The sequence below is a fragment of the Kitasatospora sp. NPDC127060 genome (assembly GCF_042724935.1).
Lineage (GTDB): Bacteria > Actinomycetota > Actinomycetes > Streptomycetales > Streptomycetaceae > Kitasatospora.
The window spans coordinates 24,595-50,277 of record NZ_JBHXEG010000031.1; the positions used below are offsets into that span (position 1 = coordinate 24,595).

The 25,683-nt window shown below is 70.2% G+C and carries 28 protein-coding genes; 18 read left to right on the forward strand and 10 right to left on the reverse strand.

What is annotated here, in order from left to right; all coding sequences use genetic code 11:
* Positions 1 to 21 precede the first annotated feature (21 nt).
* Both ACFWIS_RS18885 and ACFWIS_RS18890 read right to left on the reverse strand, forming a co-directional pair.
* Positions 22 to 1,245 (reverse strand): arginine deiminase, encoded by a 1,224-nt coding sequence (locus ACFWIS_RS18885; RefSeq protein WP_380454975.1) that lies wholly within the window; start codon positions 1,243 to 1,245, stop codon positions 22 to 24.
* 20 nt (positions 1,246 to 1,265) lie between these two features.
* A complete protein-coding gene (locus ACFWIS_RS18890; protein ID WP_380454999.1) occupies positions 1,266 to 2,672 on the reverse strand; it encodes an amino acid permease in 1,407 nt (468 codons plus the stop codon).
* 484 nt (positions 2,673 to 3,156) lie between these two features.
* On the opposite strand from ACFWIS_RS18890, the gene ACFWIS_RS18895 reads away from it, so the two are divergent.
* From ACFWIS_RS18895 to ACFWIS_RS18910, 4 genes are all read left to right on the forward strand, one after another.
* Positions 3,157 to 3,807 (forward strand): hypothetical protein, encoded by a 651-nt coding sequence (locus ACFWIS_RS18895; RefSeq protein WP_380454973.1) that lies wholly within the window; start codon positions 3,157 to 3,159, stop codon positions 3,805 to 3,807.
* A gap of 57 nt (positions 3,808 to 3,864) precedes the next feature.
* On the forward strand, positions 3,865 to 4,893 hold the full coding sequence (locus tag ACFWIS_RS18900; protein WP_380454971.1) for an Acg family FMN-binding oxidoreductase: 1,029 nt from the start codon (positions 3,865 to 3,867) through the stop codon (positions 4,891 to 4,893).
* A gap of 141 nt (positions 4,894 to 5,034) precedes the next feature.
* Entirely contained in the window at positions 5,035 to 5,733 is a 699-nt protein-coding gene (locus tag ACFWIS_RS18905) for a response regulator (RefSeq protein WP_380454969.1), read from the forward strand.
* 98 nt (positions 5,734 to 5,831) lie between these two features.
* Positions 5,832 to 6,257, forward strand: coding sequence for a pyridoxamine 5'-phosphate oxidase family protein (locus ACFWIS_RS18910; protein WP_380454967.1), 426 nt, complete (start codon positions 5,832 to 5,834; stop codon positions 6,255 to 6,257).
* Between the two features lie 3 nt (positions 6,258 to 6,260).
* On the opposite strand, the gene ACFWIS_RS18915 is transcribed toward ACFWIS_RS18910, so the two are convergent.
* A complete protein-coding gene (locus tag ACFWIS_RS18915) occupies positions 6,261 to 7,973 on the reverse strand; it encodes a GAF domain-containing protein (RefSeq protein WP_380454965.1) in 1,713 nt (570 codons plus the stop codon).
* A gap of 253 nt (positions 7,974 to 8,226) precedes the next feature.
* Here ACFWIS_RS18915 and ACFWIS_RS18920 point away from each other — a divergent pair, with 253 nt between their 5' ends.
* Together ACFWIS_RS18920 and ACFWIS_RS18925 are read left to right on the forward strand one after the other, a co-directional pair.
* Complete coding sequence (locus ACFWIS_RS18920; RefSeq protein ID WP_380454963.1) at positions 8,227 to 8,544, forward strand: transposase; 318 nt, start codon at positions 8,227 to 8,229, stop codon at positions 8,542 to 8,544.
* Positions 8,541 to 9,455 (forward strand): IS3 family transposase, encoded by a 915-nt coding sequence (locus ACFWIS_RS18925; RefSeq protein WP_380454961.1) that lies wholly within the window; start codon positions 8,541 to 8,543, stop codon positions 9,453 to 9,455. Before ACFWIS_RS18920 ends, ACFWIS_RS18925 begins: the two co-directional genes overlap by 4 nt.
* Before the next feature lie 859 nt (positions 9,456 to 10,314).
* Here the strand turns inward: ACFWIS_RS18925 and ACFWIS_RS18930 are convergent.
* The 4 genes from ACFWIS_RS18930 to ACFWIS_RS18945 are packed head-to-tail and all read right to left on the reverse strand — an operon-like array spanning position 10,315 to position 14,259.
* Complete coding sequence (locus tag ACFWIS_RS18930; protein ID WP_380454959.1) at positions 10,315 to 11,133, reverse strand: SAM-dependent methyltransferase; 819 nt, start codon at positions 11,131 to 11,133, stop codon at positions 10,315 to 10,317.
* The gene (locus tag ACFWIS_RS18935) at positions 11,130 to 12,512 is read right to left on the reverse strand and encodes a cytochrome P450 (protein ID WP_380454957.1); all 1,383 of its coding nucleotides are present in this window, start codon (positions 12,510 to 12,512) and stop codon (positions 11,130 to 11,132) included. Before ACFWIS_RS18935 ends, ACFWIS_RS18930 begins: the two co-directional genes overlap by 4 nt.
* Complete coding sequence (locus ACFWIS_RS18940; RefSeq protein ID WP_380454955.1) at positions 12,509 to 13,567, reverse strand: terpene synthase family protein; 1,059 nt, start codon at positions 13,565 to 13,567, stop codon at positions 12,509 to 12,511. Before ACFWIS_RS18940 ends, ACFWIS_RS18935 begins: the two co-directional genes overlap by 4 nt.
* The gene (locus ACFWIS_RS18945; protein ID WP_380454953.1) at positions 13,564 to 14,259 is read right to left on the reverse strand and encodes a hypothetical protein; all 696 of its coding nucleotides are present in this window, start codon (positions 14,257 to 14,259) and stop codon (positions 13,564 to 13,566) included. Before ACFWIS_RS18945 ends, ACFWIS_RS18940 begins: the two co-directional genes overlap by 4 nt.
* Before the next feature lie 360 nt (positions 14,260 to 14,619).
* Between ACFWIS_RS18945 and ACFWIS_RS18950 the strand changes: the two genes are divergently transcribed.
* The 4 genes from ACFWIS_RS18950 to ACFWIS_RS18965 all read left to right on the forward strand — a co-directional run bounded on the left by ACFWIS_RS18950 (position 14,620) and on the right by ACFWIS_RS18965 (position 18,290).
* Entirely contained in the window at positions 14,620 to 15,597 is a 978-nt protein-coding gene (locus ACFWIS_RS18950) for an SAM-dependent methyltransferase (RefSeq protein WP_380454951.1), read from the forward strand.
* Positions 15,594 to 16,610, forward strand: coding sequence for a polyprenyl synthetase family protein (locus tag ACFWIS_RS18955; protein ID WP_380454949.1), 1,017 nt, complete (start codon positions 15,594 to 15,596; stop codon positions 16,608 to 16,610). Before ACFWIS_RS18950 ends, ACFWIS_RS18955 begins: the two co-directional genes overlap by 4 nt.
* A 350-nt stretch (positions 16,611 to 16,960) precedes the next feature.
* The gene (locus ACFWIS_RS18960; protein ID WP_380454947.1) at positions 16,961 to 17,164 is read left to right on the forward strand and encodes a restriction endonuclease; all 204 of its coding nucleotides are present in this window, start codon (positions 16,961 to 16,963) and stop codon (positions 17,162 to 17,164) included.
* A 562-nt stretch (positions 17,165 to 17,726) separates the two neighbouring features.
* Positions 17,727 to 18,290, forward strand: a complete 564-nt coding sequence (locus ACFWIS_RS18965) for a hypothetical protein (RefSeq protein WP_380454945.1) — start codon at positions 17,727 to 17,729, stop codon at positions 18,288 to 18,290.
* A gap of 166 nt (positions 18,291 to 18,456) precedes the next feature.
* Here ACFWIS_RS18965 and ACFWIS_RS18970 read toward each other — a convergent pair whose 3' ends face one another.
* Positions 18,457 to 19,917, reverse strand: a complete 1,461-nt coding sequence (locus tag ACFWIS_RS18970) for a hypothetical protein (RefSeq protein ID WP_380454943.1) — start codon at positions 19,915 to 19,917, stop codon at positions 18,457 to 18,459.
* A 173-nt stretch (positions 19,918 to 20,090) separates the two neighbouring features.
* On the opposite strand from ACFWIS_RS18970, the gene ACFWIS_RS18975 reads away from it, so the two are divergent.
* On the forward strand, positions 20,091 to 20,525 hold the full coding sequence (locus tag ACFWIS_RS18975; protein ID WP_380523913.1) for a GntR family transcriptional regulator: 435 nt from the start codon (positions 20,091 to 20,093) through the stop codon (positions 20,523 to 20,525).
* 28 nt (positions 20,526 to 20,553) lie between these two features.
* Complete coding sequence (locus ACFWIS_RS18980; protein ID WP_380454939.1) at positions 20,554 to 21,099, forward strand: HD domain-containing protein; 546 nt, start codon at positions 20,554 to 20,556, stop codon at positions 21,097 to 21,099.
* Here the strand turns inward: ACFWIS_RS18980 and ACFWIS_RS18985 are convergent.
* Together ACFWIS_RS18985 and ACFWIS_RS18990 are read right to left on the reverse strand one after the other, a co-directional pair.
* Positions 21,096 to 21,569 carry an NUDIX domain-containing protein gene (locus tag ACFWIS_RS18985; RefSeq protein WP_380454937.1) on the reverse strand — a complete coding sequence of 158 codons (474 nt, stop codon included), beginning with the start codon at positions 21,567 to 21,569 and terminating at the stop codon, positions 21,096 to 21,098. The genes ACFWIS_RS18980 and ACFWIS_RS18985 overlap by 4 nt on opposite strands.
* Positions 21,566 to 22,336, reverse strand: coding sequence for a helix-turn-helix domain-containing protein (locus ACFWIS_RS18990; RefSeq protein ID WP_380454935.1), 771 nt, complete (start codon positions 22,334 to 22,336; stop codon positions 21,566 to 21,568). Before ACFWIS_RS18990 ends, ACFWIS_RS18985 begins: the two co-directional genes overlap by 4 nt.
* Positions 22,337 to 23,038: 702 nt before the next feature.
* Between ACFWIS_RS18990 and ACFWIS_RS18995 the strand changes: the two genes are divergently transcribed.
* From ACFWIS_RS18995 to ACFWIS_RS19020, 6 genes are read left to right on the forward strand one after another with little or no spacing between them, the layout of a single operon-like run.
* Positions 23,039 to 23,287, forward strand: coding sequence for a hypothetical protein (locus tag ACFWIS_RS18995; RefSeq protein ID WP_380454933.1), 249 nt, complete (start codon positions 23,039 to 23,041; stop codon positions 23,285 to 23,287).
* The gene (locus ACFWIS_RS19000; RefSeq protein WP_380454931.1) at positions 23,284 to 23,658 is read left to right on the forward strand and encodes a WhiB family transcriptional regulator; all 375 of its coding nucleotides are present in this window, start codon (positions 23,284 to 23,286) and stop codon (positions 23,656 to 23,658) included. Before ACFWIS_RS18995 ends, ACFWIS_RS19000 begins: the two co-directional genes overlap by 4 nt.
* Positions 23,655 to 24,683, forward strand: coding sequence for a hypothetical protein (locus ACFWIS_RS19005; protein ID WP_380454929.1), 1,029 nt, complete (start codon positions 23,655 to 23,657; stop codon positions 24,681 to 24,683). Before ACFWIS_RS19000 ends, ACFWIS_RS19005 begins: the two co-directional genes overlap by 4 nt.
* On the forward strand, positions 24,680 to 25,054 hold the full coding sequence (locus ACFWIS_RS19010; protein WP_380454927.1) for an RRQRL motif-containing zinc-binding protein: 375 nt from the start codon (positions 24,680 to 24,682) through the stop codon (positions 25,052 to 25,054). The genes ACFWIS_RS19005 and ACFWIS_RS19010 overlap by 4 nt, the downstream gene beginning before the upstream one ends.
* A 15-nt stretch (positions 25,055 to 25,069) precedes the next feature.
* On the forward strand, positions 25,070 to 25,279 hold the full coding sequence (locus ACFWIS_RS19015; protein ID WP_380454925.1) for a hypothetical protein: 210 nt from the start codon (positions 25,070 to 25,072) through the stop codon (positions 25,277 to 25,279).
* A gap of 14 nt (positions 25,280 to 25,293) precedes the next feature.
* Positions 25,294 to 25,683: an ATPase gene (locus ACFWIS_RS19020; protein ID WP_380523915.1), complete on the forward strand. Its 390-nt coding sequence runs from the start codon at positions 25,294 to 25,296 to the stop codon at positions 25,681 to 25,683.

Genomic DNA, 25,683 nt, shown 5'->3' on the forward strand with positions numbered 1-25,683 from the left:
GGTTCTCCCTTTTCCGGGGGGTCAGTTGGCGGGGTCGCGCTGGATGGGGCAGCTCATGCAGCGCGGGCCGCCGCGGCCGCGGCCGAGTTCGGAGCCGGCGATGGTGACGATCTCGATGCCCTGTTTGCGCAGGTAGGTGTTGGTGGTGGTGTTGCGCTCGTAGCCGACGACGACGCCGGGTTCGAGGGCGAGGAAGTTGCTGCCGTCGTCCCACTGCTCGCGCTCGGCGGCGCGGGCGTCCTGTTCGGCGGAGAGGAAGCGGACTTTGTCGAGGTCGAGGGCCTCGGCGAGGGAGGCGGCGAGGTCGGTGTCGGGGGTGACGTTGAATCCGGCGGGGCGCTCGGGGGCGGGGGTGAGGGTCCAGGAGCGCAGGGCGTCGGCCAGGCCCGGGTAGAGCGCGAAGGTGTCGCGGTCGATCATCGTCATGACGGTGTCCAGGTGCATGAACGCCCGGCTCTCCGGGAGGCGCACCGCGATCAGCCGGTGCGCGGTGCCGGTCAGGAACAGCTGCTGGGCGAGGGCTTCGACGGCTTGGGCGGTGGTGCGCTCGCCCATGCCGACCATCACCACGCCGGGGGCGATCACGTGGACGTCGCCTCCTTCCAGGCTCAGCCCGGGAGCCGTCGTGGTGCTGTCCAGCAGCGGTGGAGCGGTTTCGGCGAACAGAGGGTGGAAGCGGTAGATCACGGCGGTGTGCAGGGTCTCCCGGCGGCGCGCGGCCTTCGCCATCGGGTTGAGGCTGTAACGGGCGCCGATCCAGCAGGAGTTGTCGCGCGGGAAGAGGTGGTTGGGCAGCGGCGGAAGGGCGAAGTCCTGGTCTCCGAGTGTGTGCCAGGCCAGGCTGTGCGGGCTGCGCAGCGGCAGATCGGTCTTGAGGACGCCGCCGATCAGGTATTCGGCCAGCGTCTTGCCGTCGAGCTGGCGGCAGAGCTCGTGGACCGGCTCCACCAGGGCCGGGCCGACGGTGGCCGGGGTGACGACCTGGCCGAGCAGCCAGGACCGGGCCGGCGCCAGGTCGAGGGTCTCGGCGAGCAGGTCGGCGTAGTGGTGGACGTGCACGCGGTGGTCGCGCAGCACCTGGGCGAAGGCGTCGTGCTCCTCGCGGGCGCGCTTGGCCCACAGGATGTCGTCGAAGAGCAGCTCGTCGACGTTGCGTGGGGTCAGCCGGGACAGTTCCAGTCCCGGGCGGTGCAGGATCACCTGGTGCAGGCGGCCCGCCTCGGAATCGACACGCAGGGTGGACATGGGTGGGTGCTCCTTGGGGGTCAGTGCTGGTGACGCGTGGTCAGTGCGCGGCGCAGGATGGTCGGCAGGCCCACTGGGCGGGCGGTGCGGGCCGCCTTCGGCAGTGGCGCGGCGGTGGGGACCGTGGGCTCGACATCGGTGGGTGCCCCCGAGGCGGTGGCCCTGGCCGCGGTGTTGGGGCGCTTGAGCCAGATGTAGACGGGGATGCCGAGCAGGATGGTGAACAGGCCGTAGTAGACGGTCTGGTAGCCGCTGCCCTGGATCGACCAGTACGAGAAGGCGAGGGCGAGCAGCGCGACGGTGACATCGCGGGCGAAGCGCCGCCCTTCCAGCTCCTGGCGGCCGCGCACCACCAGCCAGTACAGCTGCGCCGCCGCCGAGACCAGGTACGGGATGACGGCGGTGAGCACGCTCAGCAGCACGATCTCGGTGAAGACCTTGGTGAACCGTGTGTAGCTGACCACGGTCAGCACCGAGGCCAGGATGGTGGCCGAGACGATGCCGAACGCGGGCACCTCGCTGCGGCCCCGGGTGCCGGTGAAGGCGGCCGGGAAAAGCCCGTCGCGGGCCGCCGCCATCGGCATCTCGGCGCAGATCAGGGTCCAGCCGTTCAGTGCGCCGAGACCGGAGACGATCGCCGCGGCGGCGACCAGGTTCCCGGCCCAGTGGCCACCCGCGATGTTGTTCATCGCGTCGGTGAACGGCGCGGTGGAGGAACCCAGTTCGGCGTGCGGGACGGTGCCGAAGACCGCCAGGGTGCCGAGCAGGTAGATAGCGGCGCAGGCCAGCGTGCCGTACACGGTAGCCCGTGGCACGTTCCGCTTCGACTCCCGGACCCGTCCGGCGGCCACCGAGGCGGTCTCCAGACCGATGTAGCTGAACAGCGCGATCGCCCCCGCTGCCGACACCGCGCCCAGCGCCGAGCCGCCGCTCGCGTTGAACGCGCCGAAGTTCCCGGACTTCACGAACAGCAGGCCGGCCGTCGCCATGAACGCCAGCGGCAGGAACTTCAGCACCGTGGTGACCACCTGGAACGCCCCGATGTTGCGCACGCCGGTCAGGTTGACGACCGCCGGCACCCACAGGCCCACCAGCGCGATCGCGATCGAACCCCAGGTGTGGTGGCCCTTGTCGACGAACACCTCGACGTAGCCGACCCAGGCGACCGCGATGGCCGCGTTCCCGGCCCAGGCGGTGATCCAGTACGACCAGGCGGTCAGGAACCCGGCGAACTCGCCGAACGCCTCCCGGGCGTAGACATAGGGTCCACCACTGCCCGGTACCCGCTCCGACAGCCGCCCGAAGACCATCGCCAGCGCCAGCGCGCCGATCGTCACCAGCACGAACGCCACCAGCGCGATCGGCCCGTACGGCGCGAGCGCGGACGGCAGCGCGAACACGCCGGTGCCGATGATGCTTCCGACCACCAGCGCGGTCGCGGCGGGCAGGCCGAAGCCGCCGCCGGCTCCTCGCGGTCCGTCAACCGCCTTGCCCTGCTGTGGTCTTCCGCGATCGTGTGCGGACATCGGGTGCTCCTTTGCGGTGTGCTCCGGGGAGACGGACACCGGTGCGTCCGTCGCTCACAGTGACGATCCTGGGGTCGCGACCACCGCTCGCCCCAGGGACCATCAGGCCCTGTCGATGGCGCCACCGGTCCCCTCCTCCACGTCCCACTGGTCCCGCGACACCCGCGTGCCCGGGGATCTGGCGCTGCCCGGGACCAGTGGCCCACTCCCCGGTCCCGTCGGTCCCTGGGCCCGCCCGGATCACCTCCGGCAGAGTTCTCCTGGCGAAGGGCCCGAGCCCACGTCCTGAGCAGCCCCCGCCAGCGTCCCCCGGTCGCCCGGTGGTCCCGCACGCCTGAGCCCGCCCCCGTCCGTTCCCAGCCGCGCACCGAAGGGCTGTCCGACCATGACCCGCACTCCCAGCACCCGTCCCATCCGTCCGTGGCGCCGCAGCCTCCGGCGGGCACTCGGCGCTGAGCGCAACGAGCTCGCCCGACCCGAGGACCGGGCCCGCAGCCGAGCCGGACTCCTCGCCACCGTCGCCACCGGCCTGGCCCTCGTGCTCGGTGCCACCGCCGCGTGGACCGACTTCGACACCGCCGAACACCGCGTGGCCGCTGCGTCCTCGCGCCTGCACCACGTGGACGCGCTCCTGCTCAGCGCAACCACCGCGACCGCCGACCGGACCGCCACAGCGGCCGCCCGGTACCAGGCCACGGCCACCTGGGCCTATCCCGCCGGACAACGCCGAACCGGCACGGTCGACCTCAGCCACCAGGCCCGGGCCGGCTCCAGGGTGGGCGTCTGGGCCGACGACACCGGCCGCCTGACCACCGCCCCACCCAGCACCGCCGACCTCGTCTCCGACGCCGTCAGCACCGGCCTGCTCGCCGTGGCCCTCCTGTTCGTCCTCACCGCCGGTGGCGTGGGCCTGCGCCTGCGATCGCTGGACCGCCGTACCGACACGGCCTGGCAGCGCGCCTGGGAGGAACTGGAACCCGCGTGGACCGGACGTGCCGCCCGCCGGCCCGGCACCGACGGCCCTCGGCGCAGCTGAACCCGGCACCCGCCGACCGCCCCAGGCGCCCCGCCCCGCAGGAAGGACAGCACCGTCGTGACGCCCGTAACCCTCGACACCCTCGACGACGAGCTCGGCCAGGCCCTCATCACGGCTGCGAGCGCCGCGCCCTCCCTCCACAACTGCCAGCCCTGGCGGTTCCGCCTCGACCACGCCACGCGCACAATCGACGTGCACGCCTTACCGCAACGCGCCCCCGTGCTCACCGATCCGGACACCCGGGCCCTGCATATCTCGGTCGGAGCCGCGCTCGGCAACCTCCAGGCCGCCGCCGTCCACCTCGGCTGCGAACCCGTCGTCCGCCTGTTGCCCCGGCCCGAGAAGCCCGACCTGCTGGCCACCGTACGACTCGCCGGGCCACCCCGGGCGGCCCTGCTGCGCCGCCCCGACCTCTACCAGGCCATCTGGCGCCGGCGCAGCAGCCGCCTGCCGTTCACCGCCGAGCCGGTGCCCCCGGCCGTCCTCGCTGAACTCGCCGAAGCCGCCCGGCTCGACGGCGCCGACTTGCACCGGCCGGACCCCGCTGAGCGCCGCGCCCTGCTCGACCTCACCGCACGGGCCGAGCGCCGCAACCTCCGCCACTCCGGCCGGCACGCGGAGAACCTGGCCGCCCTCGCCGGCCCCGGCTCCCGCGTCGGCATCCCCGCCTACGCACTCGGCCCCCAGGACACCACCGGCGTGATGCCGTTGCGCACCTTCGCCCGCCCCACCGACGGAGTGTCCCGGGAACGCGCCGCGTTCGAGGCCGACCCCCAACTGCTCCTGCTCACCACCCGGCACGACCGCCGGGCCGACTGGCTGCGCGCCGGCCAGGCGCTCCAGCACGTCCTCCTCGTTCTCACCCTGCACGGACTGCGCGCCTCGGTCCTGCACCAGGCCTTGGAATGGCCCGACCTGCGTACCCGGATGGTTGACCCGGCGCATGGCCGGCGCGCCCCGCAGATGCTCCTGCGCATCGGCTACGGACCGGCCGGCTGCCCGACTCCCCGGCTCCGCGCCGAGCTACCGGAGGCGAACGGCGACACACCGTGTGCGGTCCTGTTGGCCGGTTCCGCCCGCCCGTAACCGGGGAACGGAGAATGGGGCCGTCCGGAACGGAGGATGGGGCCGTCCGGCCCTTTCGCGCGCGCCGGGGCGGGGGGCAGACTGCCCAACGGTCCCACTCGCCCCACATCGGTGGCGGGTCCAGCACGTACGGAGAAGTTGATGGCGGACGGCACGGCGGACCGGGCGAGCGGCCCGGTGAAGGTGTTCCTGCTCGACGACCACGAGGTGGTCCGCCGAGGCGTGCACGACCTGCTGGACGCCGAGCCCGACCTGACCGTGGTCGGTGAGGCCGGCACGATCGAGCAGGCGCTCGCCCGGGTCCCGGCGCTGCGCCCCGACGTGGCGATCCTCGACATGCGGCTGCCGGACGGCGACGGCGTGACCGTCTGCCGCGAGCTGCGCTCGCGCATGCCCGAGCTGGCCTGCCTGATCCTGACCTCCTTCGACGACGAAGAGGCCCTGCTGGACTCGATCATGGCCGGCGCCTCGGGATACGTACTGAAGCAGATCAGCGGCACGGACCTCGTCTCCGCCGTGCGCACAGTCGCCGCCGGGCAGTCCATGCTCGACCCCGGCGCCACCACCCGTCTGATGGCCCGACTGCGCGGCGACGCCGCCCCGCAGACCTCCGACCTCCCCCAGCTCACCGACCGCGAGCGGGAGGTCCTCGCACTGATCGGCGAGGGCCTGACCAACCGCCAGATCGGCCAGCGCCTCTACCTCGCCGAGAAGACCGTGAAGAACCACGTCTCCCGGCTGCTGGCCAAGCTCGGCGTGGAGCGCCGCGTCCAGGCCGCCATCATCGCCACCCAGACCCTGGCCGCCCACGACCAGCCGCCCGGGCGACGCGTCCACTGACACCTGCCCCAGAGGCCCGGCAGTCGGACCGCTCGGCCACGGGCCTGGGGACCAACGGCCTCTCCCGCGCCCACCGGCCTGGGACGACCATCGATGCCATGACACCTGACACCGCGCCGCTGGAGGAGCGGCACTGCCTGCTCCTGCTGGCCGGGGCAGCGGTCGGGCGCGTCGTCTACACCGTCGGCGCACTACCCGCCGTCCTGCCGACCCGCTACCGGCTCGACGATGACGGCAGCGTGCTGCTGCGAGCCACCATCGGCTCCGAATTCCTGCGCGCAGTCGCGGGGGCACTCGTCGCCTTCCAGGCCGACGAGGTCGACGGCAGCGGCTGGAGCGTCACCGTGCTCGGCACCGCCGAAGCCACCGAGGGGAACTCCGTGGCCGATTCCGCCGCGCCGCCGCCCACCGGCCAGGTGACCATCCGGATCCGTCCCGAGTGGGTCACCGGCCGCCGCCTCCTGTCCGTCGCCCCGCCCTGCGCGCCTGGCACCGGGACCACAGCGGCCACGCTCCCCACGTAATGGTCAGCTCTCCAGCGGAACCGACCAGACGAGCCGGGCCCCGCCCTCCGGCGGGCTCGACAGCTCCAGCACCCCGCCCAAGCTCTCGGCACGCTCCATCAGGTTGCGCAGCCCGCTGCGCCGCCCCTGCTCCGGGATGCCCACACCGTCGTCCTGCACGGTCAGCAGCACCTGGGCTCCGGTCGCCCGCAGCGCCACCTCGACCCGGCCGGCCTTCGAGTGCCGGGCCGCGTTGCTCAGCGCCTCGCCCAGCACCGCCACCACGTGATCGGCCACCTCGCCCGGGACATCCGTGTCCAGCAGGCCTTCCATGCTCAGCCGCGGCGCGAAGCCCAGCGCCGCCTGCGCCTCCTCGACCACCCGCACCACCCGGGAACGCAGCCCGTGGGCGACCGAATCCTCACGCGCCCGCAGGCCGAAGATCGTCGAGCGAATGATCTTGATCGTCTCGTCCAGGTCCCCGACCGCCCGCAGCACCCGGTCCGAGGCCCCGGGGTGCTCGATGAACCGGGCCGCGCTCTGCAAAGTCATCCCGGTCGCGAACAGCCGCTGAATGGCCAAGTCGTGCAGGTCGCGAGCGATCCGGTCGCGGTCCTCCAGCATGGCCAGTTGCTCGGCGTCGCGGCGCCGGTCCGCAAGCTCCAGGGCGAGCGCCGCCTGGTCGGCGAACCCGAGCAGCGGACTGATCTCGCGATCGGTGAAGGCCCGCTCCCCCGTTAGCCGGGCAAGCAGCAGCACTCCCTCGCTCTGGCCATCCGCCCGGCCCAGCGGCACGGCCACCGCCGGCCCCAAGCCGGCGAACCGGCGCGGTCCGCCGGTCAGCCGGGGATCCTCAGCCAAGTCCAGGGTCGTGACCGGGGATCCGAGCCTGAACGCCTCCCCCGACAGCGTGCCGGTCAGCGGCAGGTGGATCCCCGACCGTGCAGACGGGTCGCCGCCGAGGGCGAGTTCGACGCGCAGCCCCTCACCGTCGCCGTTGCGCACTGACAGGTCGACCAGCTCGGCACCGGTGATCTCCAGCACCCTGCGCGCGATCAGCTCCATCACCTCGCCGCGCGTGGCACCCGACAGCAGCCCGCGGGTGATCTCCGCGCTCGCGCCCAGCCAGCGCTGCTGGCTCTGCGCCTCCTCGTAGAGCCGGGCGTTGTCGATCGCCACCCCGGCCGCCACTGCCAGCGTCGCGATCACCGACTCGTCGTCGGCGTCGAACTGCTCCCCGTTCCTCTTGTCGGTCAGGTAGAGGTTGCCGAACACCTCCTCCCGCACCCGCACCGGCACCCCTAGGAAGGCCCGCATCACCGGGTGGTGTGCCGGGCAGCCGTACGAGGCCGGATGCGCGGCCAAGTCCTCGAGCCGCAGCGCCTCGGGGTGGCGGATCAGCTCGCCGAGGATGCCCTTGCCCGTCGGGTAGGGGCCGATCCGGGCGATCTCCTCCTCGCCCAGACCCACGGTCAGGAACTGCGACAGCGTCTCGCCGTCCGGGCCGATCACGCCCAACGCCGCGTACCGCGCATCCACCAGCACCGCGGCAGCCTCGACGATCCTCCGCAGCACCTGCGTCAGATCCAGCTCCCGGCCCACCGACAGCACCGCCTCCAGGAGGTTGTGCACCCGGTCCCGCGTACCGCGAGCGGCGTCGATCCGGGCCTGCAGTTCCTCCAGCAGCTCGTCCAGCCGCAGCTGCGGAATCCGCGACCGCACCTCGTCCCCGCCCACGCGTGCCTCCTCGTCTCCAGCCACCTCGACCGGTCGATTCTGGCAGACGGCCGCCTGGACGGGACAGTGGCCGCCACCCCGGCCCACTTCCGGTGACCGGCGAAAGTTTGCAGGTCACGAGCGCCCTCAGGACGATCGGGAACGGCACGTGCAGGCATCGCCCGACATCCGCCAGCGCCCCGCGGAGCGCCCAGCATCGGGAGGGCCGCGGACTCGTAGCGTGGAGTCGTGACCAGAGGGGAAGTTGAGGGTCATGACTCGGAAGAGGCGCTCGTACGACGCGGAGTTCCGTGCGGGGGCGGTGCGGATCGTGACGGAGACCGGGAAGTCGGCGGCGGAGGTCGCGCGGGACCTTGGCGTGCACGAGAGCACGCTGCAGAACTGGGTCCACCGTGCGCGGGCCCGCGCGGACGCGGACGCGGCGGGAGGCCTGAGCGAGTCCGAACGCGACGAGTTGCGCCGGCTGCGCGAGGAGAACATCCGGCAGCGCAAGGAGATCGCCGAGCTCGGGATGGAGCGCGATGTCCTCAAGCGATCGGTGGTCCTGTGGGTGAAGGAGGCGACGAAGTGACGGTTGCGGGCTTCATCGCCGACCAGAGGACCGCGTACGGCGTCCCGCACACGATCGCCTGCCGGGCTCTTGGGGTGTCCGAGTCCTGGTTCTACAAGTGGCGCCGCCGCCAGGCCGAGCCGACGAAGCGCGAGGTTCGACGGGCTGAACTGTCCGTCCGGATAAAGCACTTCTTCGTCACGTCCGGCAACACGTACGGCTCGCCCAGGATCACGCTCGACCTGTGGGCCGAGGGCTGGCAGGTGTCCGAGAACACCGTCGCCGAGATCATGGCCGATCTCGGGCTCCAGGGCCGCAAGCCCCCGCGCCGGCGCCGGTCGCTGACCCGGCAGGGCAAGCGGAAGACCGCCCGCGACCTTGTGCATCGCCACTTCGACGCCGTGGCGCCGAACGTGCTGTGGGTCGGCGACATGACCGAGATCGACACGGGCGATGGCAAGCTCTACCTGGCTACAGTCATCGATCTGTTCTCGCGGCGTCTGCTCGGCTACGCGATGGGCGCTCACCACGACGCCGCGCTGGTCAGCGCCTCGCTGGAGATGGCCGCGGCCACGAGGGGCGACCAGGTGGACGGGGTGATCTTTCACTCGGATCGCGGCAGTGAATACTGCAGCGCGGCCTACAACAACCTGTGCGACAGGCTTGGCGTCGTCCAATCCACGGGGCGGGTCGGGTCGGCTCTCGACAATGCCGCGACGGAGAGCTTCCACTCCACGATCAAGGTCGAGTACATCTACCGGCACCGCTTCGCCACTCGGGCTGAGGCACGGCTGAAGATCGCGACCTGGATCACCGGCTTCTACAACACCCGCCGTCGACACGGCGCGGCCGGCGGACTGCCGCCCGTTGAGTTCGAACGGTCCGTCAGCAAGGCACGAGCCGAGGCCTATCAGGAGGCCGAGGCCGCATAGCGGAGGACTCCACGATTACAGGGGATGGACAGAACCCTGGGTCCGTTTGCTGCGCCGAGAGCAGACGGCGCGCAACATCCATGGCAGCCTTCGAGCCTCTGGAATCACCGCGTCGCTGGACGCCGTCCTCGACCGGTGCAACCTCCCAGTAGAGGCGCACAACGGTGGCTCTTCCCAGCTCCCGCTCGAATAGGCGCTCCATCTCCTCGACGATGCCCGCACATTGCGCCCCTGTGCCGCTTGGTCCGGCCTTCGCTCGGACCGCGCGGCGGACTTCCGGTCGCCCCAGCCGGGTAGGGCTGCTGGCATATCGCGCAGGCAGCGCAGACCCTTACGCGGGGCCTCGCTGTCGTGAACCAGGGGGTGGACTGGGTGGCACGCCGAAAGACCGTGGCAGAAATCCTCGCCGAGGCGTACCGCTTGAAGCAGCAGGCGCGAGCCGCCCAGGCACAGGGCGGGGCCCAACAGGCAACCGGCCGCACTGCCGCCGCGGCGGCTCAACCCCGTCCCAGTGTAGGTTCCGCGTCCCGATGAGCACGGGGTCCTGCGGGAACGCGCGATTCCACGCCCGATGGGCACTGATTCTGTCAGTGTTGCGTGGGCAATCGGCGCGCTCCGAGCGCCGCCGGGGCTACGCCCGTAGGGGCGGTGCTGGCGCACGCCGCAATCATATGAGCGCATACCCGGCGATTGACCCAAGTCTCGTACAAAAGCCGCTTGATGAGTGGCCATCAGCCCTGATCGGTCAACCGACCAAATGAGGCCGGTCAAACCGGTAGTTTGTCGGCTTGACCGGCCTCGTTGTCTTGCGGAAGGTGTTTCGGCCCCCAGCGTCACGGGCGTAATCGGGGGTGGATCGTTATGTCTGGGTCCTGCTGCGGGCTGTGAGGGCGACGTAGCCGAAGGTCGTGCCGATGCCAGGGAGGGTCTTGTGGAGGATGCGGGTGAGGGCGTCGGTGGCCTGGGGTCCGTGGATGTCGTTGAGGTGGGGGCGTCGGCGGTTGAGGTCGGCGTCGAGGCGGTTCAGGGAGCGGTGGAGGTGTTCGTCCAGGTCGGTGATCTTCTCGATCTGGAAGCCGCTGTCCTCGAGGTGGGTGCGCAGGGTGGTCAGCGGTGTGAGTGAGGAGTGGTCGTGCCGTTCGGGGTCGGGAGCGCGCAGGATCATGTCGCTGATGAGCAGGGGGCTGCCGGGGGCGAGTACCCGTCTGAGTTCGGTGAGGGCTCGGCGGGTGTCAGGGATGTGGAGCAGAGACTCGATGGCCCAGGCGCCGTCGAAGGACCGGTCAGGGAAGGGCAGGTCGGTGGCGTCGGCGTACTGGAATCGGGCGAGGTGGCTGAGGCCGGCGGTTTCGGTGCGGGAGTTGGCGAGTTGGACCTGGGTGGTGCTGATGGTGATGCCGGTGACGTGGGCTCCGGTGGTGCGGGCCAGGCGCCTGGCTGGGTGGCCGGTGCCGCAGCCGACGTCCAGGAACCGGTGGCCGGGGTGGAGGGGCAGCTCGCTGAGGAGGAGGTCGGTGAGGCGGTCGCCGGCCGCGGTGACCGCGGCGGTGTCGTCCTCGGCGGGTTCGTCGGTGGCGGGCTCGGACCACAGGCCGATGTGGAGGTTGCCACCCCAGAGGTGTTCCAGGAGGGGGGTGAGGACGTCGTAGTAGGTGCCGATGTGTGCTGTCCGGTTCATGGCTGGGTGTCCTGAGCGCGCGGAGTGGGTGGGGCTTCGAGGGTGACCTGCAGGCTGGCCGGGATGGTCATGGTGGGTCCGTTCTTCACCGTTCGCAGTCCGGGGACGGCCCCGATGAGGCGCAGGCCGGGCGTGCGGGTGAGGCGGGCGAGGGCCAGGGGGAGTTCGAATTCGGCGAGTTCGGCGCCGGGGCAACGGCGGGTGCCGGTGCCGAAGGGGAGGTAGTGGGTGCCGAGGGGTTTGTTGTTCAGGAAGCGTTCGGGGTCGAAGCGCTCGGGGTCGGGGTAGAGGTCGGGGCGGCGGTGCAGGAGGTGGATGGCGGGGACGAGTTCGGTACCGGCGGGGAAGCGGTGGCCGTTCCAGTCGAGGTCGGCGGGCGTGATGCGGGCGAGGCCGGCCGGGACGACGGAGCCGTGGCGCAGGGTCTCGGCGCAGACGGCGTTGAGGTAGGGGAGTTTGACGGTGTCGGCCGGTGTGGGGGTGGGGCCGAGCCGGTCGAGTTCGGTGTGCAGACGGTGGCGTATGGCGGGGTGGAGTTCGAGCTGGTACAGCGCCCAGGCGAGGGCGCTGGCGGTGGTGTCGTGGCCGGCGATGAGCAGGGTCATGATGTGGCCGCGGATCTGCTCGTCGGCGGGGGCCGCTCGGCTGGTGGCGAGGTGGAAGACCAGGTCGTCGCGGCGTGCGGCGGGTGCTTGGCGTGCGGCGGCGGCCTCTTGGGTGACGAAGTCCTGGACCTGCTGGACCAGGCTCCCGATCTGCCGCAGGAGGCCGTCGGGGTCGTTGCCGGAGGTGGCCGTCGGTTCGTACATCAGGTCCATGATGTCGGTGAGCAGGTGGACGCAGTGTTCGTGGCGGTGCTGTGGCAGCTGGCCGAAGGCGGCGCGGACGATCAGCCGCAGTGTGATGTCGCGGGTGACGTCGATCAGGGGCTGCCGGAGTCCGCGCAGGTGGTCCAGGGCGGTGGTGATGATGTCGTCCAGGGCGGAGCCGAGGGCGCGTACGGGTTCGCCGTGCAGCGGCGGGGCCAGCAGGAGCCGGATGGCGCGGTGGGCGTGGCCGGTGAGGTAGGGCAGGGCCTGGGTGCCGATGACGGGGCGGAAGTAGAGGGTGCCTCGGGCGTGCCAGGTGGTGCGGTCGCTGATGAACAGCTGTCGGATCGAGGTGGGGTCGCTGACGTACACGCGGGGTGCGGCGTTCTCGGTGTGGAGGGTGAAGACCGGTCCGTAGGTGCGGGCGTACTCCTCCCAGGAGGTGAGCAGGTGTTCCGTTTCCATGGCGTGCAGCTGGGCGGTGGTGAGCCGGGGGCCCTCAGGCAGGTGCGGGCAGGAGCAGTCGGCCGCCGGCTCGGCCGCGGGCGTGCCGGGGGGGTGCTCGGTCACGAGGGGCTTCCTTCGGAGTTGCGGGCGAACCCTTCGGCCGGACAGCCGCCCGGTGGCAGGCTGTCCAGGCCGGTGTAGCGCGCGCTGGTGTGGTGGTAGGAGTGGTTGCCTCGCACGACGTCGAGGTAGGCGTCGGCGCAGCGCAGGGCGTCGGCGATGCTCGCCCGGGGCAGTCCCGCCTGGTCGAGCTGGCGCGGCAGATCGCGGTGCGCGGCGGTGATGAGGTCTGCGCCGTCGACGATCATCCGGTCGACGTGGGCCGCGGCCTTCCGAGGGGTCCAACCGCGGTGGTGTTCCAGGATGGTGACGGCGTTGTGGAGGTACCCGGTGGCTCGTTCACGGTCGGCGGAGACCCGGTCGTTGCACAGGGCGGTGGTGTCGCAGACCGCGTTGTACAGGGTGCGGAAGGCCGGCAGGCGGTGGACGGCGTCGGGCAGGTCCACGGCGCAGGCGACCTCGCACAGGTCGAGGTACCAGGGCACGCCGAACATCTCGCGGCGGCGCTCGTGGTACTCCGCCGGCTCGGGCAGGCGGTGGACGGCCCGGTCGACGGTCTCGCCGTAGAAGCCCCACAGCCAGTTGGCCAGGTGGGCGCGGAACCGCGAGGTCCAGGCGGGTGAGCGGATCGGCGCCAGCTGTCCCCACAGGTGGGCGGCGGCGTCGGCCATGGCACGGTGGCCGCCGCGGTCGGACGGCTCGGTGCGGGCCGGGCTGTGTGCGGGGGCGGTGGTGAAGGGGGCGAGCAGTGCGGTGACCGCGCTCAGGCAGGCGCCGGGGTCGTTTCGCGCGGGACCGGCGTCGAATTCCTCGTCGATCAGCAGTGACCAGCCGGTGAAGCGGGTGATGAGCACGAGGACGTCCAGGTGTGCAGACGGGTAGTAGAGGCCGATGCAGTAGGCGACTCGGGACCGGCGGACGTTGGCGCGCGCCTCGGGGGATCGGCACAGGCCGAACTCGTCGAGCCATTGCCACATGTCCTGCTCGGCCTTCTCGGTGCCGGGGTTGAGGCGGATGGCGGTCGGGAACAGGGGGGCGGGGCTGCCGTCACCGGTCATACGTCGTGCTCCCCGTGGGGCGTGGACTGAGTGCCGGCGGGAAGTCCGCCGGCAGCGCGGCCGACATCTCGCCCTGCGCGGGCGAAGCCGGCCAACGAGCGCAGGTAAGCCGCCTGCAGGGCCACCTGCGCGATGCCGAGGTACAGGTGCAGCTGTCGGTGGCCGCCCCCGGGTGGAGCTGCGACGGCGCCGACGCTGAGCGCCGTCAAGGCGATCAGCAGGCACGCAGCGCCCGGTACCGACTGGCCCACCGCCGAACCCCGGCGGTGAAGCTGCGCCAGGCACAGCGCGGGCGTCGCCGTCTGCAGGATCATCCCCGTCGTCACTCCGTACTGGTCGCCCAGGGCGCGTCCGGCGAGCTGGAAGGCCGTCGCTGTGACGACGAGCGCGGTCAGCACGGACAGCATGAGGCGCCGGCGCGGGACCTCGGGGTAGTCGGCGGGCCCGTAGCGCCAGAAGAGCCAGAACAGGTAGATCTCGAAGGCGACCAGGAACGGCTCGAAGGCATAGGTCAGGCTCCACGCCGTCGTGACACCGAAGAGCATGAAGCCGTCCCAGGCGAAGATCCCGCACAGGACCAGCGGCGGCAGCGGGGAACGACGGTCCCGGTGGCCCTGCACGACCGACAGAGCGATCCACACCAGACCGAAGACGAACCCGATGAGTCCTGAGACGACGAAGGCAGGCTGCACCGCCCCTCCTCCCCACCGCGCATCACACATGACACCCGGCGCGATCAGCTGAACGGGACCGCCAGGTCCGGCGTGTCTCCGCAGCACGTCGGAGGTTCTGTCCTTCCGGGCCCCCGCGTCAACCCCACCGTGCACCGCGTTCCACCGGACATGGGGGCGCACTGGGGCGCGACGCCGGCGTGCGTAGCGTTGGCGCGGCGCGCGTGACCGGGCGCGCTCCCGGCTACCGTTGCCCACCGCCACCGGACAGGCATCTACTTGTTGGCACCCCCACCGCTCCCTGCCTGATGCACGGGCCGCCTGTCGACGCGGTCCTCGATGCCGTACCCCGGCCAGGCCGAGCGACGACCGGAGCCCCCGATGACGCACGACCCCCAGCCCCCGCCCGCCGTGATCCACGTGATCGACGGCCCGCGCCCCAACTCCTACCGCCCCAAGGTCGAGTACACCTACGACGATCCCGTCTGGATGTGGCAGAAGGCCCTTGGCTCGGACAACCTCCTCTTCCAGTTCGGCCTCTTCGACGCGGACGAACTCACCGAAGGCCCCACCCCGGGCTCTGTCGGCCCTTCCGAACTACGGCACTTCGACCGGCAGTTGACCATCGCCGGCCTCACCGGCCCCGGCCGTCCCCCGGTGCACCGCATCCTCGACCTCGGATGCGGCTGGGGCTACCTCTCCTGCCACCTGGCCCAGCGCTTCCCCGAGGCGCACCACATCGACGCCGTCAACATCAGCCGACGGCAGCTGGAGCACTGCGTTCGGCGGCTCGCCGATCAACCGCAGGCCGCCGGCCGAGTGCGGCTGTTCCTGTGCGACGGCCAGGACGTCGACCTGCTGCCCGAACCGGAGGACCCCTACGACCTGGTGGTCGTGCGCGGGGTGTACACGCATTTCCTCAACGACGTCTTCGAGGCATCGGTGAGCGCCGTGTCGACGCGCATGCGCCCCGGCGCCCTGCTGGTCATCTCGGACACCCTCTACAAGGGCGACCCGGCGCACTACGAATCGGCCATCCCCGATCGCGTCGACCGGCTGGCCTGCGGAAACCGCAAGTCCCCGGCGTACTTCGTCCGCGCGCTGGAGGACCAGGGGCTGCTCTTGGAGGACATGCGGATCATGCCGTCCAACGCGGAGATCATTCACTGGTTCCAGAAGGTCCGGCTCAACATCGAACAGCACTTCCCCGACGGGGCGAGCGGTCCGATCGAGGAACTGCGGGAGATGGCGGTGAGCTTCTCCGCCTCCCTCAGCCAGGACAAGGCATCCGTCTACAGCATCATCACCCGCCGCGCCGATCCATCCGCGTCCTCCTCTTCCCGGGCCGGCGTCTCATGACCGAGCCGACCGCCCCGCGCGCAGCGGCGGCCGGGTTGCTGCTGGAACGCACCCGGGCCGCCGTCGACCCGGTGCTTCGGGACGCCGTCGCGAGCCTCCCCGGCCGCATGAGGCTCGTCGCCGGCTACCAGCTGGCCTGGTGGGACGAGCACGGCATCCCGATCGACGCCTCGCGTGGGAAGGCGCTGCGGCCTGCGCTGGTGCTGGCCGCAGCCCGTGCGACGGGCGGCGAGGACACGGTGGCGCTGCCCGCCGCGGCCGCCGTCGAACTCGTGCACAACTTCACGCTGCTGCACGACGACGTCATGGACCGGGACGAGCTGCGACGGCACCGGCCCACCGCATGGCGCGTCTTCGGAGTCAACGACGCTCTGCTGGCCGGGGACGCCCTGCACGCCCTGGCGTTTCGGGTACTGGCCGACGCGGCGGCCTCGGTACGCCTGGCGGCATGCGTGATCGAGCTGTGCGAGGGCCAGCACGCCGACTGCGCCTACGAGAGTGACAGCGCGGTGACGTTGTCCGACTGCGTCACGATGGCCGAGGCCAAGACTGGTGCGCTGCTGGGCTGTTCCGCCGCGCTCGGCGCCCACGCGGCCGGTGCCCCGCAGCACCAGGTGGTCCAGCTGGACGCCTTCGGCCGCAGGCTGGGGCTCGCCTTCCAGATCACCGACGACCTGCTGGGCATCTGGGGCGACCCGGGGCGTACCGGAAAGCCGGCAGGTGCCGACCTAGCCGTACGCAAGAAGTCCCTGCCCGTGGTCGCCGCCCTCCGATCCGGCACCCCAGCCGGGGAGCACCTGCGCACCGCATACGCTGCCGACAGCGGGGCGACCCCCGCCGAACTGGCCGCTCTGGTGGAGGCCGCCGGGAGCCGCCGATGGGCCCGCACCCAGACCACCCGCCACCGCGAAGCGGCCCTTGCTCTCCTTCGCCACGCCGTACCCGACCCGGCAGCCGCAGCCGAACTCCTCATAATGGCATACCAGTTGACGGAGCAAAGCCGCGAAAGCTGAGATCATCCGAGGACGGCAGCCGCCCCGGGCCGGGGAGCGCCCCGCGAAGAACCTCACCCCCTCCGAACCGCGCGACCCCGGCTGACCCCTGCTCGGCCTGCCCGCCTTCGAGCACATCGAGCTGCCCCGCCTGCTGATGACCACCAGCCGCCCCGACGGCTACCCGTGGAAGCGCGACCACATCGAGACCTGGCCTGCTCCAGATGAACCCCTACGACTTCGAACGCCTGGTGCGCGAACCTTCGAAGCCATGGGCTAAGAGACCTGGCGCACCCAGGGATCCCGCGACGACGGCGTGGACGCCGTCGCGATCCCGGTGGAGACCGTCCGGGCCATGTCCGGCGTCATGGATGACAAGGACGCCGGGCTACGGCATCGTCGTCGCCACGTCGTGGTTCGGCAAGGCCAGCCACGAATTCGCCCACCGCAACGGCCGCATCCGCCTCATCGACGGCCGCAACCTCAAGGCCCTGCTCGCCGAGCACCTGAGCATCGACGCCCTGATCGGACTGCCCAAAGTCCCCCCGGGCTGGCAGACCGGCGACCTCGCATAGGCGCGAACCGCGGCCGTCGCAGCGGGTTGCGGCGACCCTCCTGCCGATCGGCTGTGGTCCCCGGCTGATCCCCAGCAAGATCGCAAGACGGCGGCGCCGAAGCCGCCCATCACCTGCCGATCCATCAACAAAAAGGCCGCTGACCTGGGATCTCTCCCGGCCAACGGCCTTCCGACACAATGTCGGGACGACAGGATTTGAACCTGCGACCCCTTGACCCCCAGATCGCGCCGGAACTCATTCCCGCAGCTCAGCGCGATCCAGCCTCACGTCATGATGCCCGATCGGCCTGCCCGCGTTCCGGCGCGGGCACAACGTGTGGTCCCGCACTGGTCCCGCGAGTCCGCGCCACCATCCGCTGGGATCCACAGTCTTACAGCTGAACCAGCAACCCCTGAGTTCAGCCGTGCATCGTGCGACCCTTGACGCGCCCTTGATCTGAAAGGAACGACCCCGGACCGTCGAAGTTCGGGATCGGCAGACTTTGATCGGGGGACGTATGGGGTCAGCAGCCTTCGCCAGTCCGTGGGCCAGGGAGGTCTTCGGAAGTCTCGCTGCGCAGGTGACGACGATCGTGCCGGAGTGCATCCTCCGGGCACACGAGCGTGCCCGCGGCGGGCATGAGGGTGTCCACACTCAAACTCACGAGGCTTATGGTCATGGCCTCTACGCGGCGCAGTACGAGGAGCTAGTGACGGGACTGGCCGGCCTTCCGGGGGCGGAGCCAGTGCGGCTCCAAGCGCGAACGGTCGTGGTCGTAGCCGGTCATGTCGTCTTCCCGATCCGATATGCGAAGAAGGATGTACCGGTGACGGCTGCCAGACTCCGCCGGGCTTCCGGGCTCCGCGCCGACCTCATCCGCCGGCACGGGCCCGAGCCCCGTCAGTTCACACTGGACCTCGGCATCGAACTCCCCGAGGATGACGAGCCGCACATGGATCTCTTGCGGCTGTCACCAGACACCAAGCTCGTCATAGTCGCCTATGCGTGCGCGCTGGCCAGCGGTGTAGTCCGGCTGGAGTGGGGATCAGCCGAACTCCGCCGCGAAGACCGCGCACTTCTCTGGCACTATCACGAGCCCCTGCCGCTTCCCCGAGTGTCACACGGCGACCGCGCGACCAAATGACCGCTGCTTTGTAAGTTCGATCTTTGAGCTGCCAGACCTCCAACGAGCCTCCGGCTTCGCTCAAGCCTCATCCATGGCGAAGCGCGAACGTCGCTGGCCGTTCAGCTTCGTTGATGTCATCTGTTGATGTCGGCCATCCCGCACCTACAAGCCCGCTCAGGCCGCACTACCCGTCCGCCGCTGCCCCACCCTGCGACGCGCGGAAACCGCCAGGCTGAAGCACGCCGATCGCCTTCCCATAGTTGCTAATCTTGCCGAGCACATAGTTCGCAATTGTCGCCCGGCCAGTCTTAGCTCGCCACATCATTTCGAGACGCAGAGGAGACCCTGCCCTCAGGCAATACAAATCACTGTGATAGACAAGATCTACCCCCAAGGTCTTCTCGGTTTCGAAAGAGTCAATCAACCCGGCATCGACCAATCCCGCGCCAATTGCCTCGTTTAGCAGCCCATCGTTTGTTTGAGAGATGGCAACCAGCTTCATAAAAGCATCCTTTGTATTCTGGCCAGGCTTCGGCCCCCGCTTCCGGGTTCCGAGGTTGTTGCCCTGCAACAGAATGCCAAGGTCGCTCTCGATCAACCTCTTCTTGGCGGACGACTCCCGACTGATCTGCATACCTTGAGCCTGCATGGCTTTGTGCAGTGCGGGGCTTCCGTATGTCCGAGCAACGGCATTGATGCACACCATGTCGAGGTGTGCAATTCGCGCGTCAAGAACAGTTCCGAGGATTCCGATCTTATCGGGGTACTGCTTCAACTCACTGACAACATTTGCCCCGGTTGAGCTAATGAGTCGATCGATGTCGGCCGCCGCCGCACCCCCGCGGGTGAGCGCAGCCACGTCGCCCTCCACATCATTCCCTGCGATCACGCAAGTCCACAGACGATAGCGTTCCTTTGCGAGCAGCTTCTCCACCTGCGCACCGGCCCGAATGGAAGCCCTTCTGATTCGTGCGAGATAGCTACCAATAGTGTCCGACTCGGGGATCATCGACTCGGCAGCCTCTGCCGATACTCCAATCGCGTCGAGCGACGCCCCGTCATTGAGAGCCGAGATGGTCTGCCGAGCAATTCGCAGGTAATCCGCCTTCGGCGGGCCTTGAAACTCCGTTACGGGATCAGAGATGCCAAATAGAGCTTCACCACCAAGACTCTTCCCGAGAGTGACCAAGAGGTCAGTCAGGTCGTTGGTGTTGCACGGCCATACGACCAGGCTATGCCTTCCGACATCCGATCGGACAAACTGATTGATTTCGTGCATGGCGGCTTCGATCTCTTGCTTCGAGACCTCGCCAAGAGCCTCCCGCCCTTCCATGACGATAATTCTCGGAGCTCGACCAGCAGCAGCAACCAACGCTTCCCCGACCTCATCGAGGCGAGAAATACGTGCAGTCGAGACTCCCTCCCTGAAGAAGGAAACCGTGTCTAGAAAAGTCGATTTACCGGCCCCGGACTGTCCCCGCACCACCATGAAGGAGCCACGGTCGGCCGCCCGCATGTCCATGAATCGCTCGTCAAACGCTTCGAGCATCGCTTCCACCGGCACGATGATGGTGGCGAGCGCGCTGTCGTCGAGGTCGCGAAGACGCTCGAACCTGTCCGGAATCCTGAGGTCAGTCACCTTCATGGCGTCATTGTGCACCCCCAGGTGGTACCAGCGGGAGACTGCTGGCGTTCCTCTCAATCAGCTTGACCTGCCGCCAGCAGCACCAGGACCATGGTTAGCTGACTCGCGGCTGGCAACCAGGCCCCGGAATCGTTCATCCTGTCTAGGTAGCTACCTAGGGATGGGAGTGGCCAGTGTCAGAGCGGAGCCCGCGCGGTACGTACTTGCGGATTGCCGACGCATTGCGCGCCGAGATCAGCGGAGACTCCACCATGACGTCGCTTCCATCGGAAGCCGACCTGATGAAGGAGCATGACGTCGCCCGCACCACGGTGAAGCGCGCCCTCGACGTCCTTACGGCCGAGGGCTTGATCCGATCGCAGCCCGGCGTCGGGTGGCTCGTTGTCGGAGCCGCGCCCAAGGTTCCGGTGCTCGACCAGCTCGCCGCCCTGGTTTACGAACTCGGCGTCGACGCCGACTTCCCGTCCGAGAAGGAACTCACCGAGACGACCGGCGCCGCGCGGGGCACCGTCCGGCGTGCCCTCGCTCAGCTTGAAGGCGCTGGCGTCCTCGAAGTCCGCCATGGGAAGGGGCGGCGCGTCCGCGCCCTTCCTGCCAATCACTCCTGACAGCCGCCCCCTAGGAACGGATGCCATCGTGTGGGCCTACGAGCTTGCCGAATCCCTTCTGTCCACCGACCTGCCGCGCCGATGGAACCACTCCAAGGGGGTGGCCAGCAAGGCGCGTACCCTGGCCGGCATCCTCGGCCCGGATGCTGAGCTGCTGGAGTCCGCAGCGGTCCTGCACGACGTCGGATACTCGCCGCGGATCGTCGACACTGGCTTCCACCCGCTCGACGGCGCGCGGTTCCTCCGCGCGGAGAACGTGGACGAGCGCGTCGTACGACTGGTCGCCCACCACTCCTGTGCCCTGCTCGAAGCCGAGGAACGGGGTCTTCGCCGAGAGTTGGAGGCGGAGTTCCCGCTGGAGGAACCCCACTTGGTGGACGCGCTGATCTACTGCGACATGACCACCACTCCGGATGGCACGCCGACAACGACGCCCGACCGGATCGGCGAGATCGTGGGCCGCTACGGCCCGGACAGCGTCGTCGGCCGGTTCATCCGCCGTGCCGAGCCGGAGATCGATGCGGCCGCGCGACGCATCGAAGGTCGGCTGCTCCAGATCGGCACGTCGGCCTAGCCGATGTAGGGCTCGGCATGGTCCGATGCCAAGCCGTGCTTGATCCGCAGCCGCATGGACGGGTGAATGTCCAGGTCGTCGAGGTCCGCTGGGTTCACCCAGCGGACCTCCTTCGACTCCGAACTCGTCCGCAGGTCGCCACCGACAGGACGCGCCCGGAAGCAGATGGAGAACTGCTGCCGGACCTCCCCGTCGTCGTAGGCCATGACGTGGCCGGGGTCCGTGTAGAGCCCGACGACCGCAGCCACCTCGACGTCGATCCCCGTTTCCTCCCGGACCTCGCGGATCACAGTGTCCGCCACGGACTCCCCGATGTCGTGCCCGCCTCCGGGGAGGGCCCACAGGTTGTTGTCCGTCTTGTGGATCAGCAGCAACCGCCCTTCGACGTCGGTCACGACTGCAGTAACGGAGGGCACAACGGAGTTCGCCAGCGGGGCGGCCGGATCGTGGAAGTAGTCGACGCGGCTCATACGGCCTCACTTTCAAGATGTGGCGAGGTGATGGCGCGGGAGCTTTCCCAGATCCGGTCGATGCTCGCCGCGTACGTGCTGAACAGCTCTCCGCCGGGCACCTGGGAAAGGTGCATCACCGGTGCCAGGTAGGCGCCAACACCGTAGACGTGTCCGTTGACGAGCAGGTCGTCATCGGCTCGATAGAGCGAGTTGTAGAGCGTCGTCGAGTGGAGCCGAAACTCGACTCCGGAGACGCCGAACAGCGGCGCGTAGTTGGCGAGAGCGTTGCGAATCTTGCCCGCCATCGCCGGGCCGATCCCCTCATCCTCGCCCCGCTGAGCCACACCCCCGCAGTCGGGGTCACCCAGCATGAGCCGTACCGGTACGCCGGCCTGCGCCTTCTCTCGGACGAGGCGAAAGAAGAGCGGGTCCTCCGAGAGCCAGAAGCCGGCATACACCACCAGGTCGAAGTGCCGCGTGGACTTCGCATAGAGGGACGTCCACAGCTCCTTCGGCACGACCGCGCGGTGTGGGTACAGCTTCACCAGCTCGGCCCGGCCGGCTTCCGCCGTCACGCTGCTGGTCTGCTCGTCCGACCAGAGTTCCGACAGGTCCCGCTGCAACAGGTTGGCGAGCGCGTACTGGAAACGCCGATACGGCCGGCGCTCGTCCTTGGCCTCCACCCATCGCTCGACGGTTCGCGGGCTCACGCCGAGCCGTTCTGCGATCTGCTCAATCGTCAAATTGCTGGCGAGGATTGCCCCTCGCAGCCTCTCGTTGGCCATCTCGCCCTCCCCTGGACGATGGTGCGGCGCTTGGACGATCCGGGACGACTTCGACCGTACCGAAGTCGGACCGTAGCCGTCCAGATGCGCCGTGTTCCGGCAGGGCCGGAGAGCCGAATCTATAGATGCGCGGCCGGGACTCACCGGCCAAACCAAACGGCGGACTTGACGAAGCGTCGGCTTCTCGGCATCGTAAGAGACATGTTCAACATGTCTCGCATGGCGAGGCTGGCGAACTAACAGCCCTCCTTTGGGCTGCTCTGAACTGCGCAAACGTGTCTTGGGGGCGGTGCATTAACCGCTCTGAAGGGGCGTCTGTGAGCTGAGGCGGAGGACGCTGCAATCTCCGCAAAGGCCAGGGGACAGGGGCTTCGGCCCCGACTGGCGAGGTGGCCCGGTGACCGCGAGCAACGGCCGGAGAGTGGGGGCGTGGCCCCCCTTGCAGTGAGTTTCCCTGTCCGCTCGACCGAAGGAGGTGCCCGATGAACCCGATCGACCGCAAGAGACATAGGTCGCCTCGCCGGGCCATCTGCCGGTGAGGCATCGACCAGCGATCACGGTTCCCGGCGTCCCGCCGCCTCGGCGGAGGTACGTCGGGTCCGCGCGGACGCTCGTCGATCGTCCGATCCGCCATTACGGCTGCGGCTCCGGTGCTGCAACACCGGAGCCGCTCAGGGCCGTCCGAGTGAAGGACACCGACCCATGAAACTGATTGTCGCAGGCCAGGACGCCGCAACGCCGGACGAGTTCGCGGAACTCGCCTTCGGCTTCGGTATCGACGCCGAGCTGTTCACCGGCAGCGAGGACGAGACCGCCGAGGAGCGGCGGGTCCGGCTCGACGCCGCGCGGGACATCCTGCGGGACCTGGACCCGCCGGCCGCCCGCTTCGCCTCCGCGCTGATGCGCACGGCCGAGCGCCGCCGGGTGCAGACCTGGAGGGCCGCCGCATGACCGCCCGCCGAACGCTCCACCTCGCCGGCACCCGCGCCCCGCACCGGGCCGCCCGCCCGGCCGCCGCGGTGCTCGCCGAGTTCGCCCCGGCGCCGGACGGTGGCCTGCCTGGCGCCGAGTGCGCCGGCGCCGACACCGAACTGTTCTTCCCGGACCCCGACGAGATCGGGACCGATGCCGCGGAGTGGGCCGAGCGGCGGGCGCGGATGATCTGCGCCGGGTGCCCGGTCCGGCTGATGTGCCTGGCCCAGGCGCTGGAGCGAAACGAGCCGCACGGCATCTTCGGCGGCCTGAACGCCGACGAGCGGCGCCGGCTCGGCCGCCGCATGAACCGCCTGCGGGCCCGGGTGAACGCCGGGGGTGCCGGGTGAGCGCTCACCGCTCCGGCCCGGCTGAACACGGGCTGTTCACCGAGGTGCCCACCCCGGCCCAGATCCGCCGCACGTCGGCCGTCATCTCCCTCGGGACGTGGGTGCTGACGGGGGCGGTGGTCCCGGTGAGCATGTCCACCGCCGCACCGTTCATCGACGCCCATTCACCGGGGTTCGGCACCGGCCCGGTGATGGCCATGGCCACCGACGGCTGCTTCATCCTCAGCCTTCAGTCGGACAGCACCCTCGCCCGCTACGGCGTGAGCGGCGGGCGCTGGCCGGCGGCCTTCCGCTGGGTCACCGGCCTGGCCACGGTGTGGCTCAACATCGGGGCCGCCGCCCTGGCAAAAGACCTGGTCGGGGTGGTGGTCCACCTGATCCCGCCGTTGCTTTTGCTGCTGGTTGCGGAGGCCGGACCGGCCTACCGCCGGGCCCTGGCCCGCCTCGCGAAGCGGCCGCACCCGCCGCTCCGCACCCGCCCGGCAACGGTCCCGCAGGCCGCACGGCAGGTGGTGAACGTGCCGCTGTTCACCCTCCCGCAGGGCCCGTTCACCCCCGCCCCGCCGCCCGTCGCGGCCCTGCCGACCGGGCCCGTGCCGACAGCCCGGGAGGCGCTCCCGGCGGGGCCGGTGAACGCGGTGAACACCGAGCCCGTTCACCCGGCGCCCGCACCCGTTCACCCCGCCCCGGCCGAGCCCGCCGAACCGACCCCGGCGGCCGACGACGACCCGGCCGACGGCCCGGTGCACACCGACCAGCCGGACCCGGTGAACACCCCGCAGCCCGAGCCGTTCACCACCCGGCACGAGGTGAACGCCAGCGCCGACCGGGTGAACACCGACCCGCAGGAACCGCCCCGGCTGGACGAGAGCGAGGCCGCCCGCGTGATCGAAGAGCGCTGGCGCGAGCGCCTCTCGCAGCGCGAGGCCGCCCGCCGCTCCACCCGCTCCCCGGCCTACGTCAACAGCCTCTACAAGCGGCTCAACGAGCAGCACGCCGCCGACGCTGAGCGGGTGGCCGCATGAGCCGGCCCCGGCGCTGGGACCCGGAGGGCCGCCACCACGGCGGCATGCCCACCTACCCGTGGCGCATGGCGCCGGGTGGCCTCTTCACCCGCCGCCAACTCCGCGCCAAGGGCCTGCGGCCCGGCGGCCAGCCCGTCGCCGGACAGGTCATGTGGCGCTCCCGCTTCGGCGGCACCCGCCCCGCCTACCTCTACCGCCTCGCGCTGGCCAAGCCGGTCAGGCCGATGACCCCCGCGAGGGCCGTCGCCCTCGAAAAGGCCAACGCCGCGCGCCGCACCTGCCCGCTCTGCCACGCGGATGCCGGCTACGTCCTGCCCGCGTACCTCGGCACCTGCCTGACCTGCGCCGCCCCCGACTCGATCGCCGCCTGACCCCTGGGAGATCCGATGAGCACCGACCGCGTCCCGGCCCCGCAGCCGGAGTTCGAGCAGACCCGCGTCGTGGACGTCTTCCCGCTCCACGGCTTCACGTGCGCCCACACCAGCAACGACGACGGCACCGCCCACTGGTGGCACCTGTTCACCTCCGCCGGCCGCTCGCTCGGCGCCACCAACCGCCCTGAGCTGATCGGCTCCCTCATCCAGCAGACCCGCTGACGAAAGGGCCAGTCATGTCCGTGACCGACATTCGCCTGGTCAGCTTCGGCTACCTCCACGGCGCCCCTCCGGTCTTCGCCAACCTCGTGCTCGACCTGCGGCGCCACTTCCGCGACCCGCACGTCTCCCCGGACCTGCGCCACATGACCGCCGAGGACCTGCCGGTGCGCCGGGCGGTGCTGGAGACCCCCGGGATCCAGGAGCTGATCGGGGCGACCGCGCTGCTGGCCGAGGCGTTCGACGCCGGCCCGGCCGAGGCTCCGCTGAACATCGTCGTCGGCTGCGCGGGCGGCCGGCACCGCGCCCCGACCGTGGCCATGGCGCTGGCCAAGCGCCTCGGCAAGACCGGCATCACCGTCCACCTGGGCCACCGCGACCTGGCCAAGCCCGTCGTCGACCGCTGA